Genomic DNA, 14,523 nt, shown 5'->3' with positions numbered 1-14,523 from the left:
GGACTGGCTTACGCCGCAATGGAAATCGTGATGCTGGCGGAGTACCCGCCGCTGCTGTTGGCCTGCATGGTGGTCATCTCCAGGTCGGTGCCGTCGCTGAACACGTTGTCGGTGGCGAAGGTGATGGAGGGGAGGTTGCGCACGCTGGCGCTGTAGCCCGCGTTGCTGGCGTAGATGCTGCTGAGGAGCGCGGTTGGGAAGGCCAGCTGCGTGGTCTTGACCTTGTTGCGCGCGTTGTTGGCCGAGGCCACCGTGGGATAGATCTCCAGGTGCATGTGGGGCATGCGGCCCGCATAGCAGCCCGGCACGATGGTGGTGAAGACGACGGTGCCGTTGGCGTCGGTGCCCTGCACGCCGCGCAGGTAGTTGTCGGCAATGTTGTTCGACGAGTACACCGAATAGTTGCCATCCTGCGTGCAATGCCACAGGTAGATGGCATAGCCCTCCAGCGGCGCGCAGTTGGCCCGCGTGTTGGTCAGCGTGATGTTGATCGTCAGCGGCACGCCGCCGACAGGGGTGGACGAGCCGATGGAGCTGCGGATGTCCGAGCGCACGATGCCGCTGAGTGCCAGTACGTTGTAGGTGGCATTGCTGGCCGTGAAGCCATCGGCCGGGTAGGGGCCGGCGGTTTCTTCGGGTACGACGGAGCAAGTGGTGCTGGTTCCGGTGCCCGTGCCGGTGCTGGCGTCTGTACCGGTACCGGTCGTGTCCGTCGTATCAGTCGCTGCGTTGTCACCACCCCCGCCGCAGCCCAGCAGCGTGGCCACGCCCAGCGAGCCCAAAGAGCCCAGCGCGCCCAGCGCGCGGCGCCGGTTGGCCGGGGACGACAGGCCCTGCGGGGCAGGACCAGGGATGAGCGGGACGGTGGCGAGGCGGGGCTGGGCGGAGGCGGAAAGACGGGGCATGGGAGGGCTCCTGCAAGTGGGGATGGCCCGCGCTGTGCCCACCGATTGAGGAGAAATCTGGGAGCCTGCCTTGCGCGCCTGCCACCGCTTTCCGCGCGCTCTACCCGCACCGCCGGGCTCATTACATGGCGTTGCTGGCCTCTACCAGGTCGTTGTATGCCTTCACCAGCTTTTCAACACTGCCGTCCACCATCCACGCACTTCCGGGCTTGAGCATCATGCGCTCGCCGGAGGTGTAGGGCACGTTGTCGCGCACGCGGCGATAGCGTTCTTTGGATGCCTTGCGGAACTCTTCGGCCGTGCGCTCGAAGCTGGACCATCCATGCGGCAGATCGTCCTGGATCGGCTTTACAAAAGCCAGTGCTTCGTCCGTGAGTTTTTCATAGGCCTCCAGGCGGGTGCCTGCTGCAGCGGAATCAAAGGATTCCTCGCCCAGCAGGTCGGCCAGCTGCTTGGCGCGGTTCATCACGGCCATCTGGTAGTACGGCAGCTTGCGGCCCTGGGTTTTTTCGATGCGGGCCAGCTGGGCGTTCAGCACGTTATCGTTCTCCACATCCAGCGCCTTGGAGAACGCGGCGCTGGCGTCTTCAAACGCGGCAAAGCTGGCCGCCAGGGGCACGTGCAGGGCCTTGCCTTTGGCGAACTTGTCGTCCTTGTAGTTCTCGCGGTCGTAGTAGGTGTAGGCCTCGGCGACCTGCTTGTCCATGGCGGCGAGGGTGGTGATGTAGGCCTGACCGGCGGCGTCCAGCGCGGGCAAGGCGGGGCGCATGGCGGCGGCTTGCGCAAAGTCGTTCGCACATTCCTTCACGCTGTCGCTGCGCATGGAATACAGGCCGTACACCACCTTTTCGTTGCCCGTGGGGCCGGCCTTCATGTCCTTCACCCAGCTGGCGTAGCGCGCGATGGTGCGGTGTGCGTTTTCGTTGAGCTTGTTGTAGCACCCGATGTAGCCCTGCAACTTGGCGCCCGCGTCCTCGGAGCCTGAGGGTTCGGCCGCCTTGTCCGCCACCACGGCCGTCGGGTCTGCGGCGGGCACTGGCGCAGTGTTGGCGGCGGCCTGTGTGGCCGGGGTGGTGGCGGATTCTGAAGCGGGGCTGCAACCGAGCAGCGCGGTGACGAACAGAGGCGCAAGGGCCAGCCAGCGGGGGGTGGACAAAGAGGGGGTATGCATGAATGAAAGAGAAAAGCAGCTGAAGGAGAGGGGCCGCACGTTCGCAGTTCGTTTATAGAAGGGGCTTGCGGCGTAGCGCCGGAATTCTCTGTTGCATCGCCTGCAAAGTTCCGCCGCAGATAGGGTCAATGCGTAATCAGATGTAGAGCTTGGAAGGAGGTGTCCAGCCTCGTGTCGCACGGTTTTCCCTTGTCAGGACGCGGCTGCAGGCGCCGCGCGCCAAGGGGAGGTTACGCCCCGCGTGTTGCAGTTGGACACTCATTTGCCGCCAATTCGGCGCGCAAAACTCAGGCGCAAGCAAGTTGCCGGGTCACGCGCCCCGGGCAAAGGCTTGTCGGTAGCGGGCCGGGGTCAACCCCACATGGCGGGCGAATTCGCGCGTGAAGTGAGGCTGGTCGGCAAAGCCGCAAGCGAACCCGATCTCTGCCAGGCCATGCGGGCTCTCCAGCAGCCACTGCGCCGCTACGCGCGCGCGGGCCTCGGTGACGATGTGGCGGCAGCTGAGGCCGCCGGACGCGAGCGCCCGCTGCAGGCTGCGACGCGCAAAGCCGGTGTGCCGGGCCAGCGCCTCCACCGTGTGCTGCGCGGCGGGGTCGCACAGCACGTGGCGCGCCAGTTGGTGCGCCAGCGTCGGCCAGGGCAGGGCGTCGCACAGATGGGTGGCGGGCTGGGGTTGCAAGGCGGTGTCGTTGTGAGCCTGGCTTGCGGCTGTGGTCTCCTCCCAGCGCATGGTCCATTGGACGACCTGCTTTTGCGCTGCCAGTGGTGCCAGCTGCGCGTGCAGTGCTGCCGCGTTGGTGGCAACGCCGCCCACCTTTAGGTTCACACGACAGTCAGGAGTGCTGGATGCGCCGATCTCCACCCGCAACGCGCGCGTGCCGATGGCCTGGCTCACGCCCACCAGCACGCCGAGCACGGCCAGGCTTTCGGTGGGGTGGGGCTCTTCCCGCACACCGGGGCGCGCGTGGTGGCGCAGCGTCAGGGTGCCCGGGGCGCTGGCCGTGATACTGACCTGGTGGCGCGAGTGCACATACCGCTCCAGCCGCTGCCAGCGTGCCATCAGATCGTGCACATCGGTCGCCCCCAGCAGCGCGCGGTGCACCGGGTCACCCGCCAGCAGGTCCACCCGCTGTGCCAGTTGTAGCAGCGTGCCCAGGCCGCCCTGTTGCAGCACGGCTTCGACCACGCTGCGCTTGTAGGCCAGGGGCACATGGCTGGCGGCCAGCCCGTCAATATCCGGCGGGGGCGGTGGCGGCACCAGCCCGTGTGCGGCCATGGCGCGCACCAGCAGGCGGACCATGGCGGCACTGGCAAAGTCTTGCATGGGCGGATTGTGCCGTTGGTGCTACCCCGCTAAGCCCGCGTGGACAAGGCCTGCAGCACATCCGCGCTGCGCACCGGCAGGCGGGCAAAACGCACGCCGGTGGCGTCGCGCAGCGCGTTGGCGATCGCTCCGGCCCCGGCCACCATGGCGGTTTCTCCGGCACCGGTGGGCGGCGCGCTGCTGTCGATCAGGTGCACATGCAGCGGCGGCACGTCGCCCATGCGTGGCAGCGGGTAGTCGGCAAAGCTGGCGGCGGCCACGCCCGAGCGGGCCACGGGCAACTGCTCGTGCAGCACCATGCCCAGGCACCACATAAGGTTGCCCTCGGTCTGCGCGCGCACGCCGTCGGGCTGCAGCACCAGGCCGCAGTCGTGCGCGCACAACAGCGCCGTTACGCGCACCTGGCCGGTGGTGCGCTGCACCTCCACATCGGCCACGGCAGCGGCGTAGCTCACGCCCTTGTAGATGCCGCCTGCGATGCCGCGCCCGCGCAAGGTGGTGGCATCGCTGGCGGGGCGCTCTGGCCAGCGGGCCTCGGCGGCGGCACGGCGCAGCACCTGGGCCAGACGTTCATCGGTGGTGTGCTGCAGGCGCCAGTCCAGCGGGTCGGCCCCGGCGTGGCGCGCGCATTCGTCCATGGCGCTTTCCACCACCAGGGTGTTGGGCCCCGCCCCCAGGCCGCGCCAGGGGCCGGTGTGCACGGGCAGGCGCTGGGCGGTGAACTCGATGCGCTGCTGGGCCACGTCGTACGGCATTTGTGCGCCTCGCGCCACGCCGCTGTCGCCCGCCAGGTCGGCCAGGGTCTGCATCCACACCGGCATGGCGGCGGGCGTGAACAGGATGTGGCTGCTGGCCAGCGCGTGCCACCAGTGGGTGATGCGCCCGCCCTGCACGCGCGCCCGCACACGGTGGCTGGAGGGCGGGCGCTGGAAGCCTTGGGCAAACTCCTGCGCGCGGCTCCATTGCACCTTGACGGGCGCGCCCACGGACTGGGCGAGAACGGCGGCCTCCAGCTCCACCGTGCACAGGGTGCGGCCGCCAAAGCCGCCGCCGATGCGGCAGGCCTGCACCTCGATGCGTTCAGCGTCCAGGCTGAACTGGCGGGCGAGCACATCACGCATGTAGAACAGGTCTTGGGTGCCCGCCCATACCTTCAGGGCGATGTCTTCTTTGCCTGCGTCGGCCAGCCAGTGCGCCGTTGCGCTGCGGGGCTCGATGGGCGCGTGGGCGGCCAAGGGCACGTCCATGCGCAGGTCTAGCGTCCACGCTGTGTCTGTGGGCAGCTCGTCCTTGCGCAGGCGGTGCTGCAGCGCGCCCCGGCGCAGGTGGGTGTCGATGTCGATGCGCTCGTCGATGGCCGCCTGCTCGAACGCGTTGCCATCGTCCACCTGCCACTGCACCGCCAGCGCGGCCTCGATGCGGTCGAGCGCCGAAGGCGTGCGGGCCACGATGCCCAGGCCCAGGTTGCCCATCTGCGCGAGGCGCGGGTGCTGCACCACGGCCACGCAGGCGGGGTCGGCGCGAGCGGCTGTTTCGTCCCACGCCTTGGGGCGCGAGGTGATTTCGGCCGACACCGGTGCGCGCAGCACGCGGCCGTACAGCAGGCCGGGCAGGCGCGTGTCGCCCGCAAACAGCGGCTGGCCGGTGACGAGGGCGTGCAGCTGGCCTGGCGCCACTGCAGCTTCTTTGGCGGCCCCCGTGCGCGGCTGCAGGCTGCGCAGCGCGCTGGGCGCAATGTCACGCGCGGCCAGCGTGCCCGTGGTCTGGCCTTGCGCCAGGGCCTCGCGCAAGGTGGCGCAGGCACGGGCCAGGGGCAGGGCAAAGTCCTGCACGCTGGCGCTGCCCACGGTGGCGCGCACGCGGGCGATGTGGCGGGTGCTGGGCAGTTGCAGGTGCACCTGTGCGGTCGGCACGCCCAGCTCGGCAGCGGCCAGGCCCTGCAGCGCGGCGCTGATCTGCTGGCCCATCTCGGCGCTGGGCAGCCACAGGGTGTAGCGGCCGTCTTGGTGTCGTATCCAGCCCAGCGCGTCATCGGCGGTGGAGGTGGGGCGCTTGGGGATCACCGGCACCAGGCTGCAGCCCGCCAGCGTGACGGTGAGTACCCCGGCGCCCGCCGCTGCCAAAAACTGGCGGCGCTTCATGGCTTCGCACCCTCAGCAGCCTGGTGGATGGCCGCGCGCACCCGGTGCTGGGTGCCGCAGCGGCACAGGTGGGCCGACATGGCGGCGTCGATCTGTGCATCGCTCGGGCGGGGCGTGGCGCGCAGCAAGGCCACGGCGCCCATGATCTGGCCGCTCTGGCAGTAGCCGCACTGGGGCACGCGCAGGTCCAGCCAGGCCTGTTGCACGGGGTGCAGCGTGCCGTCGGGTGTCGCCAGGCCTTCGATGGTGGTAATGGAGCGCCCTTGCAGCCCGCGCGCCGTCTGCAGGCAGGCGCGTTGCGCCACGCCGTCGATGAGGACGGTGCAGGCGCCACATTGGCCCATGCCGCAGCCAAAGCGGGTGCCCGTGAGGCCCAGGGGCTCGCGCAGCAGCCAGAGCAGGGGTTCGTCCTCCCAGCCGGGGGGCACGGTCTGGGGCTGTTGGTTCAGGGTGATGTGCATGCGGGCCTCCGTGGGTGGTACGGGGCCAGTGTGCAAAGGCGGAGGCGGTTGGTCTTGAAGATCTGCGCCAAACAGATCAGAGCGGCAACTTTGGCGTAGGGCCGGGGATTTGAATGAAAATGGCCTCCAGCGCTTGTCCATCAAGCGCTAGAAGCTATCATTTTGGAAGCATTGCACTCCACTGCGGCATGGTCTGCGCCCACCACAGCCGCAGGCGCATGGCCCATTCGGGTGTGTAGCCCAAGGTGGCAAACCGCACCTGGCCGTGCGCGTCGATGACCACCAGTGCAGGCACGGCGCGCACGCCCCAGCTGCGTGACAGGGTGCCCTGCGGGTCCACCGCCGTCTGCCAGGGCATGCCGCGCTGGCGCTGCACTTGCGCCACCTTTTCGGCGTTGCCCGACTGCATGGCCACACCCAGCACGGGCCAGTCGGTGGACAGGCTGGCGATGCTGGGCTCTTCCAGCTTACAGATGGAGCACCATTCGGCCCAGAAGTGCACGGCCACGGCCTGGCCGGGGTGCTGGGCACGCCACTGGGCCAGGGTGGTGGGGGCGGTAGCGCCAGCGCTGGGGGCCATCACCAGCGCCACATCGGGCGCAGGGCCCTGGGGCAGGTCGCGCGTGCGCCAGGTGTCTACCGCCACGATGGCGACCCAGGCGAGCGCGAGGGTGGCCAGGTGCTGCTTCCAGCTTTTGCGCAGGGACTGCGCGGCACGGGTGACAAGGGCCTTCAGCATGGCGGGGCCGTGGTGTCGCGAATCAGCGCAGCACTTCCAGCAGCCGGTCCAGCCCGCCCTGGTTGATGGCCACCTTGGCCTGCGCGCGCACGGCGGGCTTGGCGTGGTAGGCCACCGACAGGCCAGCCGCGCCCATCATGGGCAGGTCATTGGCGCCGTCGCCCACCGCAATCGCCTGCTGGGGCGAGATGCCCATGAGCGAAGCCACTTCCAGCAACGTGCGGCGCTTTTCGGCGCCATCACAGATGTCGCCCCAGGCCTGGTCCACCATGCGGCCGGTGAGTTGGCCATCTTGCACTTCGAGCTTGTTGGAGCGGGCGAAATCAATGCCCAGCCCGGCCTTCACGCGGTCGGCAAAAAAGGTGAAACCGCCAGAGACCAGCAGCGTCGTCAGGCCTGCAGCCTTGGCGGCGGTGATCAGCTCCTTGGCGCCTGGGTTGAAGCGCAGGCGCTCGGTGAACACCTGTTCCATGTGCTGCACCGTCACGCCCTTGAGCAGGGCCACGCGCTGGCGCAGGCTTTCCTTGTAGTCGGTGATCACGCCTTGCATGGCCGCTTCGGTGATGGCGGCCACCTCGGCCTTGCGGCCTGCGGCGTCGGCGATTTCGTCCACGCACTCGATGTTGATGAGGGTGGAGTCCATGTCAAACGCGATGAGCTTGTAGCTCGACAGGGACAGGGGGGCTTCAATGCCCTGGACAACAAGGCCGGGCGCGAATTCGGTAGCGTGGGTCATGGCAGAACGTGGGAGTCGTTTTTTTGGGGGGAGCACAACCTGCAATGGTATCGCCCGCGCCTGCGTACTCGATAGCCCCAAACCGTATCGCCCCGCAGGGCATAAATTCCGCGGCTCGCGGCCGAGAGCGGTCGCTTCCAGCTCTTGGGTTTGCCTTGGATGCGGACGATGTGCAATACGCGCCCATGGGCGCATATGATTTCTGCCCAACATGCACTGAGGGTACTGACGATGGCCATGCACAGAGACGGCAACGCGGGAGAGAAAGTCTCCGCGATATGGATCAACCGCAGGCAGGCCACGGCCGTACTGCTGGCCAGCGCGGCGGTGCCTTTTACCCCAGCGGGAGCGCAGGATGCAGCGGCCCCCGCATCACCTGCCGCATCCCCCGCTGCATCGGCTGCCGAAGCCCCTCTCGCCGCTATCTGGCCTGCTGACGACTGGGCAGAAAGCACGCCCGAGGCGCAGGGCATGGACTCCGCAGCGCTGGCCAAGCTCGTCGACTTTGGCGCAGCGCAGGGCATGGACAGCCTGCTCGTCACCCGACACGGCAGCCTGGTGGCCGAGGCCTTCTATGCCCCGTACCGCGAGGGGCTCAAGCATGCCGTCAACTCCACCACCAAGGGTGTCGTCGCCACGCTCACCGGCATGGCCATCCAGGACGGGCTGATCGCCTCGCGCGATGCGCCCGTGCTCGACTTCTTTGCTGACCGCAAGGTCGCCAACGCCGATGCCTCCAAGAAGGCCATGACTGTGGGCCACCTGCTGGACATGACCTCGGGCCTGAACTGGATCGAGCCGCTCAGCGACGCCGTGCCCGAGACCATGCTGCAGCTGACCCGCACGCGCGACTGGCAGGGCTTTGTGCTCGACCGGCCCATGGCCCAGGCGCCCGGCACGGGCTTCAACTACAACAGTGGCAACACCCATCTGCTCTCGGCCATCCTGGCGCTCAAGACCGGCGGCAGCACCCTGGCCTATGCGCAAAAGCGGCTGTTCGGCCCCCTGGGCATCACCGACGTCCGCTGGCGCAAGGACCCGCAGGGCCTGGAGGTTGGCGGCTGGGGCCTGTACCTGCACCCGCGCGACATGGCGCGCATCGGCTACCTCTACCTGCGCAAGGGCCAGTGGAACGGCCGCCAACTGCTGCCCGCCGCCTGGGTGGAGCAGGTCTTCAATCCCGTGGTGGACATGGGCTTTGGCACCAGCAACGGTGCGCCCGCCTTCAAGTACGCCAACGGCTGGTGGAGCATCCCGTCCAAGCGCGCGTACTTCACGGCCGGCTTCAACCGCCAGCTCATCGTGGTGCTGCCCGACCTCGACGTGGTCGTCGCCGTGACCGGCCGGCGCCACTACCCGCTGCCGCTGTTCATCGACCAGATCACCGCCGCGGTGCGCTCGCGCGAGCCCCTGCCTGCCGACGCTGCCGGGCAGGACCATCTGGCCGCCCGTATCCGCGACGCCGGGGTGGAAAAGCCCAGCGCCATCCCCACCACCACGCTCGAACTGGCCGCCACCGTTTCGCGCAAGGCCTGGCTGCTGGAGCGCAACGGCATGGGCATTCAGCGCCTCGTGCTGGATCTCACGCCCGCCAACCCGCGCTATGAGGTCACCTTCGACAGCAGCCGCCCCGATTTGCCGCGCGAGCCGGTTGCCGGCCCGCTGGGCCTGGACGGCAAGTACCGCACCGCGCAGCAGGGACCCAATGCGGTCATCGCCATCAAGGGCCACTGGCTTGATGCGCAGACCTTTCAGCTCGTCTCGCGCTCGGTGGCGGATGGCGAGGTCACCGTGGTCACGCTGAAACTCGAGGACGGCGGGAAGGCTGTGAATGTGGGGCTGGAGAACAACTGGGGGTTCAGGGCGCAGGTGCGGGGGCGCGGGGAGTAGCGTTTCGGCTTTGCATGACCATCGGCAATGAAGCTGCCAGGTTCACCACCACGGCGACAAGCCCGGCTCTGGCCAGGTTCTTCCATGATCAGGGCTGGATGGTCGCGTTTCCCGAGCGCCGGGGGCTCGGCGTGCCCCGGTTGATATTGGCGCTCTCGGCCGCATGTTGATGGTTGTCAGGTAGCCTTGGGCTTCCACTTCCCAGCACCAGCAGGTGCCTCGCCAGCAAGACCCGCTACCGATAGACCACCGATGAAGACCATTGACGAAATGCTGCACCTGGACTTGCTCACCGCCGAGCAGCACGTTGACATCAGCGCATGGATTGCGCAGTCAGCCTCTCCCGAAGAAATACTGCAGATGCCTGCGCCCCTGTGGCAGGCCCTGGAGCGCGCCAGCAAAGTGATGGGCATCGACGAGGACCTTTTGCGGCCACCGTCGTTCGATGCGGACAGTCTGGCTCTGGGCTAAGACGCTTGTGCCGCTGGCGGCAAGCTTGGCTTGGGTGTCCGGGTTGAAAAGGGCGGCATGCACTGCGCGCTGGAGTTTGTCGGCAACGGGCCGTGGAGCATTGCAGAACGTGGGAGCCGTTTTTTAGGGGCTACAGCCCGCAATCGCATCGCCTCCTCGGCTTCCCCGTGCCGGGCTACGGCGCTCAGACCGTGCGGGCCGGATCAGCGCGAAGGCGGCAGGCTCTTGCCGTTGCCCGTGCGCCCGGCGGTGGCGGGGTTGGGCGTAGGTGGTTCGTTCATCTTGACCAGGAACATGCGCAGGAAAAACGCGGCCATGCACAGCATGAACCCGATGCCAATGATGCTCATCAGCCCGTAGTCGGTAGAGAAAAGATCGTTCAGCAGCTTCATGGTGGGGCACTCCTTGTTGGTGTGATGTCCACTATCGCGCTGCAAAGGCGGATACCCCTTGCGCTGTGTCAACCATCGCTGCAGCAGCCGAGGCTCAGTCCGGCCGGGGCAAGTACAGCCGGTCCGACCATGTGGCCAGCCACTCGGGCTTGAAGGCCACAAAAATCGCCGCGAGCATGCCGGTGACAAACCCATCGCCCCAGGCCATCAGCCAGCGCGCCACCAGCGACAACTCATCGCCCACGCCGGGCAGCAGGTGGCCGCTCCACTGCGAGAGGACGCCCGCTGCAAACACACAGACCACGGTGCCCAGAAACGCACGGCCCAGCACATAGACAAACGGTTTGGTGCCCGTGTAGCGCCGCAGCAGCGCACCCAGGCCCAGCCCCAGCGTGGCGGGCACCACGCCCAGCCACACCGTGGCACCCAGCGCATCGGCCCAGGCCATCGCTGGGGAGATCAGGCAGGCCACGATGCCCACGCCCATCAGCACCGGGATCGCCAGCGGCCAGCCCAGCATCAGCACCACCAGGCAGGCGCCGGACCACTGCAGTTGCAGCGGCATGGCATGCAGCGTGGGCAGGGCCCACAGCCAGGGCAGAAACACCAGCGCGGCCAGCAGCGGCGTCCACAGCGCAGACGGCGCGCCCTGCGTCTCGTGTGCCAGAGGCTTGCGGTTGGCCAGCATGCGCCAGGGACGGGCCGCCAGAGCGGCAACCAGAGCGACGAGGACGAGGGCGGCTTCAAGCCACATGGTTCTGTTTGCTATGCTGTTAATAGCTACTAGCGCTTTCCAGATAAGCGCTAGAGGCCAATTTCATTAAAAATCAAGCAACCACCAGTGGCTGCCCCAGGCTGCGCAAGATGTCCCGCACCATCTGCGCCCGGTCCTTGGGTTCTTTCAGCTCGCGCTCGATGCGCAGCTTCTCGTTGCCCGCCAGCTTGATGTGCTTGTTCTTCTGGATCAGCTCGATGATGCGCATCGGGTCGATGGGCGGCTGGGGCTTGAAGGTGATGTTGATGACGCCTGGGGCGGCATCGACCTTGACCACGCCGTAGGGCTGGCTCAGCACGCGCAGGCGGTGCACGTCGATCAGCGTCTGCGCCTGCGGCGGCAGTTTGCCGAAGCGGTCCACGATCTCTTCGAGCAGGCCGTCGATCTGGTCCGGGTTCTTGGCGGTGGCCAGCTTCTTGTAGAACGACAGGCGCAGGTGCACGTCGCCGCAGTAGTCTTCAGGCAGCAGGGCAGGGGCGTGCAGGTTGATGTCGGTGGTGACTGAAAGAGGCGAGAGCAAATCGGGCTCCTTGCCCGCCTTGAGCGCCTTGACGGCTTCGCTCAACATCTCGTTGTACAGCTGGAAGCCGACTTCGAGCATGTTGCCGCTCTGGTTCTCGCCCAGTACCTCGCCGGCGCCACGGATCTCCAGGTCGTGCATGGCCAGGTAGAAGCCACTGCCCAGTTCCTCCATCTGCTGGATGGCGTCGAGGCGCTGTGCGGCCTGCTTGGTCAGGCCCTCGGTGTCGGGCACCATGAGGTAGGCGTATGCCTGGTGGTGGCTGCGGCCCACGCGCCCGCGCAGCTGGTGCAGCTGGGCCAGGCCGAACTTGTCGGCGCGGCTCATGATGATGGTGTTGGCCGTGGGCACGTCGATGCCGGTCTCGATGATGGTCGAGCACAGGAGGATGTTGAAGCGCTGGGCCACGAAGTCGCGCATCACGCGCTCCAGCTCACGCTCGGGCATCTGGCCGTGGGCCACGGCGATGCGGGCCTCGGGCAGGATTTCTTCGAGCTTCTGGCGGCGGTTCTCGATGGTCTCCACCTCGTTGTGCAGGAAGTAGACCTGCCCGCCGCGCTTCAATTCGCGCAGCACGGCCTCGCGGATCACGCCCGTGCCCTCGTTGCGCACAAAGGTCTTGATCGCCAGGCGCCGCTGTGGTGCGGTGGCGATGACCGACAGGTCCCGCAGGCCTTCGAGCGCCATGCCCAGCGTGCGCGGGATGGGCGTGGCTGTCAGCGTCAGCACGTCCACCTCGGCGCGCAGGGCCTTCATCTGCTCCTTGTGGCGCACGCCGAAGCGGTGCTCCTCGTCGATGATCAAGAGCCCCAGGTTGTGGAACTTGGTGGATTCGGAAAGCAGCTTGTGCGTGCCCACCACGATGTCCACCGTGCCGTCGCCGATGCCCTTGATCGCGGCGGTGATCTCTTTGCCCGAGCGAAAGCGCGAGACCTCGGCCACCTTCACCGGCCATTTGCTGAAGCGGTCCACCAGGGTCTGGTAGTGCTGCTCGGCCAGCAGGGTGGTGGGCGCGAGGAAGGCCACCTGCTTGCCCCCGGTGACGGCCACGAAGGCCGCACGCAGCGCGACCTCGGTCTTGCCAAAGCCCACGTCGCCGCAGACCAGGCGGTCCATGGGGCGGGGGCTGATCATGTCCTGGATCACCGCGTGGATGGCGGCGTTCTGGTCGGCGGTTTCTTCAAAGCCGAAGTCGTTGGCAAAGGCCTCGTAGTCCTGCGGGCTGTAGCGGAAGGCATGGCCCTCGCGCGCGGCGCGGCGGGCGTAGATGTTGAGCAGCTCGGCCGCGCTGTCGCGCACCTGCTCGGCGGCCTTGCGCTTGGCCTTTTCCCACTGGCCGCTGCCGAGCTTGTGCAGCGGCGCCTCGTCGGCGCTCACGCCGGTGTAGCGGCTGATGAGCTGCAGCTGGCTCACGGGCACATACAGCACGGCCTTGTCGGCGTATTCCAGGTGCAGAAACTCCTGCATGGCGGGCGTGCCGTCGGGGTTCTTGTTGCCCACGTCCATGTTGACCAGGCCGCGGTAGCGGCCGATGCCGTGCGCGCTGTGCACCACGGGGTCGCCCACGTTGAGCTCGGCCAGGTCCTTGATCAGCGCCTCGACGTCGCTCACCTGCTCCTGCTTCTTGCGCCGGCGCGTGGTGGGGCCGGCGGCAAAAAGCTCGGTCTCGGTGACGAAGTCAATGCCGTCTTCGATCCAGCTGAAGCCCACGGTGAGCCCGGCGGTGGCAATGCCCACCTTTTCGTCGGTCGTGCCCTGGAACTCGGCCAGCGAATCGAAGGCGGGCGGGTTCACCCCGCTGGCGCGCAGGAAGTCGAGCAGGCTCTCGCGCCGGCCATCGCTCTCGGCCAGCAGCAGCACGCGGTGCTGGGTGTTGCGGATGTGGGCGTGCAGGCGGGCCAGCGGGTCTTCCGCACCGCGGACCACCGACAGGTCGCCGAGTTTCTGGAAGTGTGGGTTGTCATCCACGTCCTCCACGCCGGGGCGGATGGACAGCTGGGCATGCTCCTTGGCACGTGTGTAGAACTGGTCGGCCGACAGGAACAGCGCCTCGGGCGGTAGCACCGGCCGTTCGGGGTCGCCCTGCACCAGGCGAAAGCGGTCTTTCGTGTCCTGCCAGAAGCGCTGGAACGCGGGCTCCAGGTCGCCATGCAGCACCACGGTCGCCTCGCCGCCCAGGTAGTCGAACACGGTGGCCGTGTCGTCGAAGAACAGGGGCAGGTAGTACTCGATGCCGGCCGTGGCCACGCCCGCGCCCATGTCCTTGTAGATGCGGCTCTTGGTCGGGTCGCCCTCCAGCATCTCGCGCCAGCGGCTGCGGAATTTGGCGCGCGCGTCGTCGTCCATCGGGAACTCGCGGCCGGGCAGCAGGCGCACCTCGGGCACGGGGTACAGGCTGCGCTGGCTGTCGGGGTCGAACGTGCGGATGCTGTCGATCTCGTCGTCGAACAGGTCTACCCGGTAGGGCACCAGGGAGCCCATGGGGAACAGGTCGATCAGCCCGCCGCGCACCGCGTACTCGCCCGGGCTCACCACTTGCGAAACATGCGAGTAGCCCGCCAGCGTGAGCTGGGCCCTGAATTTGGCTTCGTCGAGCTTTTGCTTGACTTTGAAGTGGAAGGTGTAGCCGGCAAGAAACGAGGGCGGCGCCACACGGTACAGCGCCGTCGTCGCGGGCACCAGCACCACATCGGCCTCACCCTGCGAAATGCGCCACAGCGTAGCCAGACGCTCGCTGATCAAGTCTTGGTGCGGGCTGAACGTGTCGTAGGGCAGCGTTTCCCAATCGGGGAACAGCGCGCAGCGCAGCTCGGGCGCAAAAAAGGCGATCTCTTCGATGAGCCGCTGCGCATCGGTGGCGTCGGCCGTGACGATGGCGGTGGTGTGGCCTGCGGCCTTGTCGCGCTCGGCCAAGCGGGCCAGCATCAGCGAATCGGCGCTGCCCACGGGGCGGGGCAGGGTGAAACGTTTTCCGGGGGAGAGTTTGGGGAGTTCCATG

Annotated in this window: 12 protein-coding genes; 2 read left to right on the top strand and 10 right to left on the bottom strand. The window is 67.6% G+C overall.

Translation table 11 applies throughout. From position 1 onward, the window contains the following. Positions 1-8: 8 nt before the first annotated feature. The 7 genes from ACK4HJ_RS10275 to serB all read right to left on the bottom strand — a co-directional run bounded on the left by ACK4HJ_RS10275 (position 9) and on the right by serB (position 7,477). Positions 9-905, bottom strand: a complete 897-nt coding sequence (locus tag ACK4HJ_RS10275; RefSeq protein WP_409830755.1) for an intradiol ring-cleavage dioxygenase — start codon at positions 903-905, stop codon at positions 9-11. A 121-nt stretch (positions 906-1,026) separates the two neighbouring features. Continuing rightward, positions 1,027-2,076, bottom strand: coding sequence for a YiiG family protein (locus ACK4HJ_RS10270; protein ID WP_409830753.1), 1,050 nt, complete (start codon positions 2,074-2,076; stop codon positions 1,027-1,029). Between the two features lie 310 nt (positions 2,077-2,386). Then, the gene (locus ACK4HJ_RS10265) at positions 2,387-3,400 is read right to left on the bottom strand and encodes a helix-turn-helix transcriptional regulator (protein WP_409830750.1); all 1,014 of its coding nucleotides are present in this window, start codon (positions 3,398-3,400) and stop codon (positions 2,387-2,389) included. A 29-nt stretch (positions 3,401-3,429) separates the two neighbouring features. Then, positions 3,430-5,541 (bottom strand): molybdopterin cofactor-binding domain-containing protein, encoded by a 2,112-nt coding sequence (locus ACK4HJ_RS10260; RefSeq protein WP_409830747.1) that lies wholly within the window; start codon positions 5,539-5,541, stop codon positions 3,430-3,432. Further along, positions 5,538-6,002 carry a (2Fe-2S)-binding protein gene (locus ACK4HJ_RS10255; protein ID WP_409830744.1) on the bottom strand — a complete coding sequence of 155 codons (465 nt, stop codon included), beginning with the start codon at positions 6,000-6,002 and terminating at the stop codon, positions 5,538-5,540. The genes ACK4HJ_RS10260 and ACK4HJ_RS10255 overlap by 4 nt, the downstream gene beginning before the upstream one ends. A 157-nt stretch (positions 6,003-6,159) precedes the next feature. Beyond that, a complete protein-coding gene (locus tag ACK4HJ_RS10250; protein WP_409830742.1) occupies positions 6,160-6,741 on the bottom strand; it encodes a redoxin domain-containing protein in 582 nt (193 codons plus the stop codon). A gap of 22 nt (positions 6,742-6,763) precedes the next feature. Further along, a complete protein-coding gene (serB, locus tag ACK4HJ_RS10245) occupies positions 6,764-7,477 on the bottom strand; it encodes a phosphoserine phosphatase SerB (RefSeq protein WP_409830739.1) in 714 nt (237 codons plus the stop codon). Between the two features lie 231 nt (positions 7,478-7,708). On the opposite strand from serB, the gene ACK4HJ_RS10240 reads away from it, so the two are divergent. Both ACK4HJ_RS10240 and ACK4HJ_RS10235 read left to right on the top strand, forming a co-directional pair. Further along, positions 7,709-9,367 carry a serine hydrolase domain-containing protein gene (locus ACK4HJ_RS10240; RefSeq protein WP_409830736.1) on the top strand — a complete coding sequence of 553 codons (1,659 nt, stop codon included), beginning with the start codon at positions 7,709-7,711 and terminating at the stop codon, positions 9,365-9,367. Positions 9,368-9,619: 252 nt separating this feature from the next. Further along, entirely contained in the window at positions 9,620-9,838 is a 219-nt protein-coding gene (locus ACK4HJ_RS10235; RefSeq protein WP_055400951.1) for a hypothetical protein, read from the top strand. A 203-nt stretch (positions 9,839-10,041) separates the two neighbouring features. Here ACK4HJ_RS10235 and ACK4HJ_RS10230 read toward each other — a convergent pair whose 3' ends face one another. From ACK4HJ_RS10230 to mfd, 3 genes are all read right to left on the bottom strand, one after another. Continuing rightward, complete coding sequence (locus ACK4HJ_RS10230) at positions 10,042-10,230, bottom strand: DUF3149 domain-containing protein (protein ID WP_228894656.1); 189 nt, start codon at positions 10,228-10,230, stop codon at positions 10,042-10,044. Between the two features lie 94 nt (positions 10,231-10,324). Next, positions 10,325-10,984, bottom strand: coding sequence for a hypothetical protein (locus tag ACK4HJ_RS10225; protein ID WP_409830732.1), 660 nt, complete (start codon positions 10,982-10,984; stop codon positions 10,325-10,327). A gap of 73 nt (positions 10,985-11,057) precedes the next feature. Further along, positions 11,058-14,522, bottom strand: a complete 3,465-nt coding sequence (mfd, locus tag ACK4HJ_RS10220; RefSeq protein WP_409830730.1) for a transcription-repair coupling factor — start codon at positions 14,520-14,522, stop codon at positions 11,058-11,060. Between the last annotated feature and the right edge of the window lies 1 nt (position 14,523).

The organism is Acidovorax sp. (assembly GCF_046294525.1).
GTDB lineage: Bacteria > Pseudomonadota > Gammaproteobacteria > Burkholderiales > Burkholderiaceae_C > Acidovorax.
Note: the sequence above shows the minus strand (reverse complement) of the source record. Positions and strands in the feature narration are given on the sequence as shown.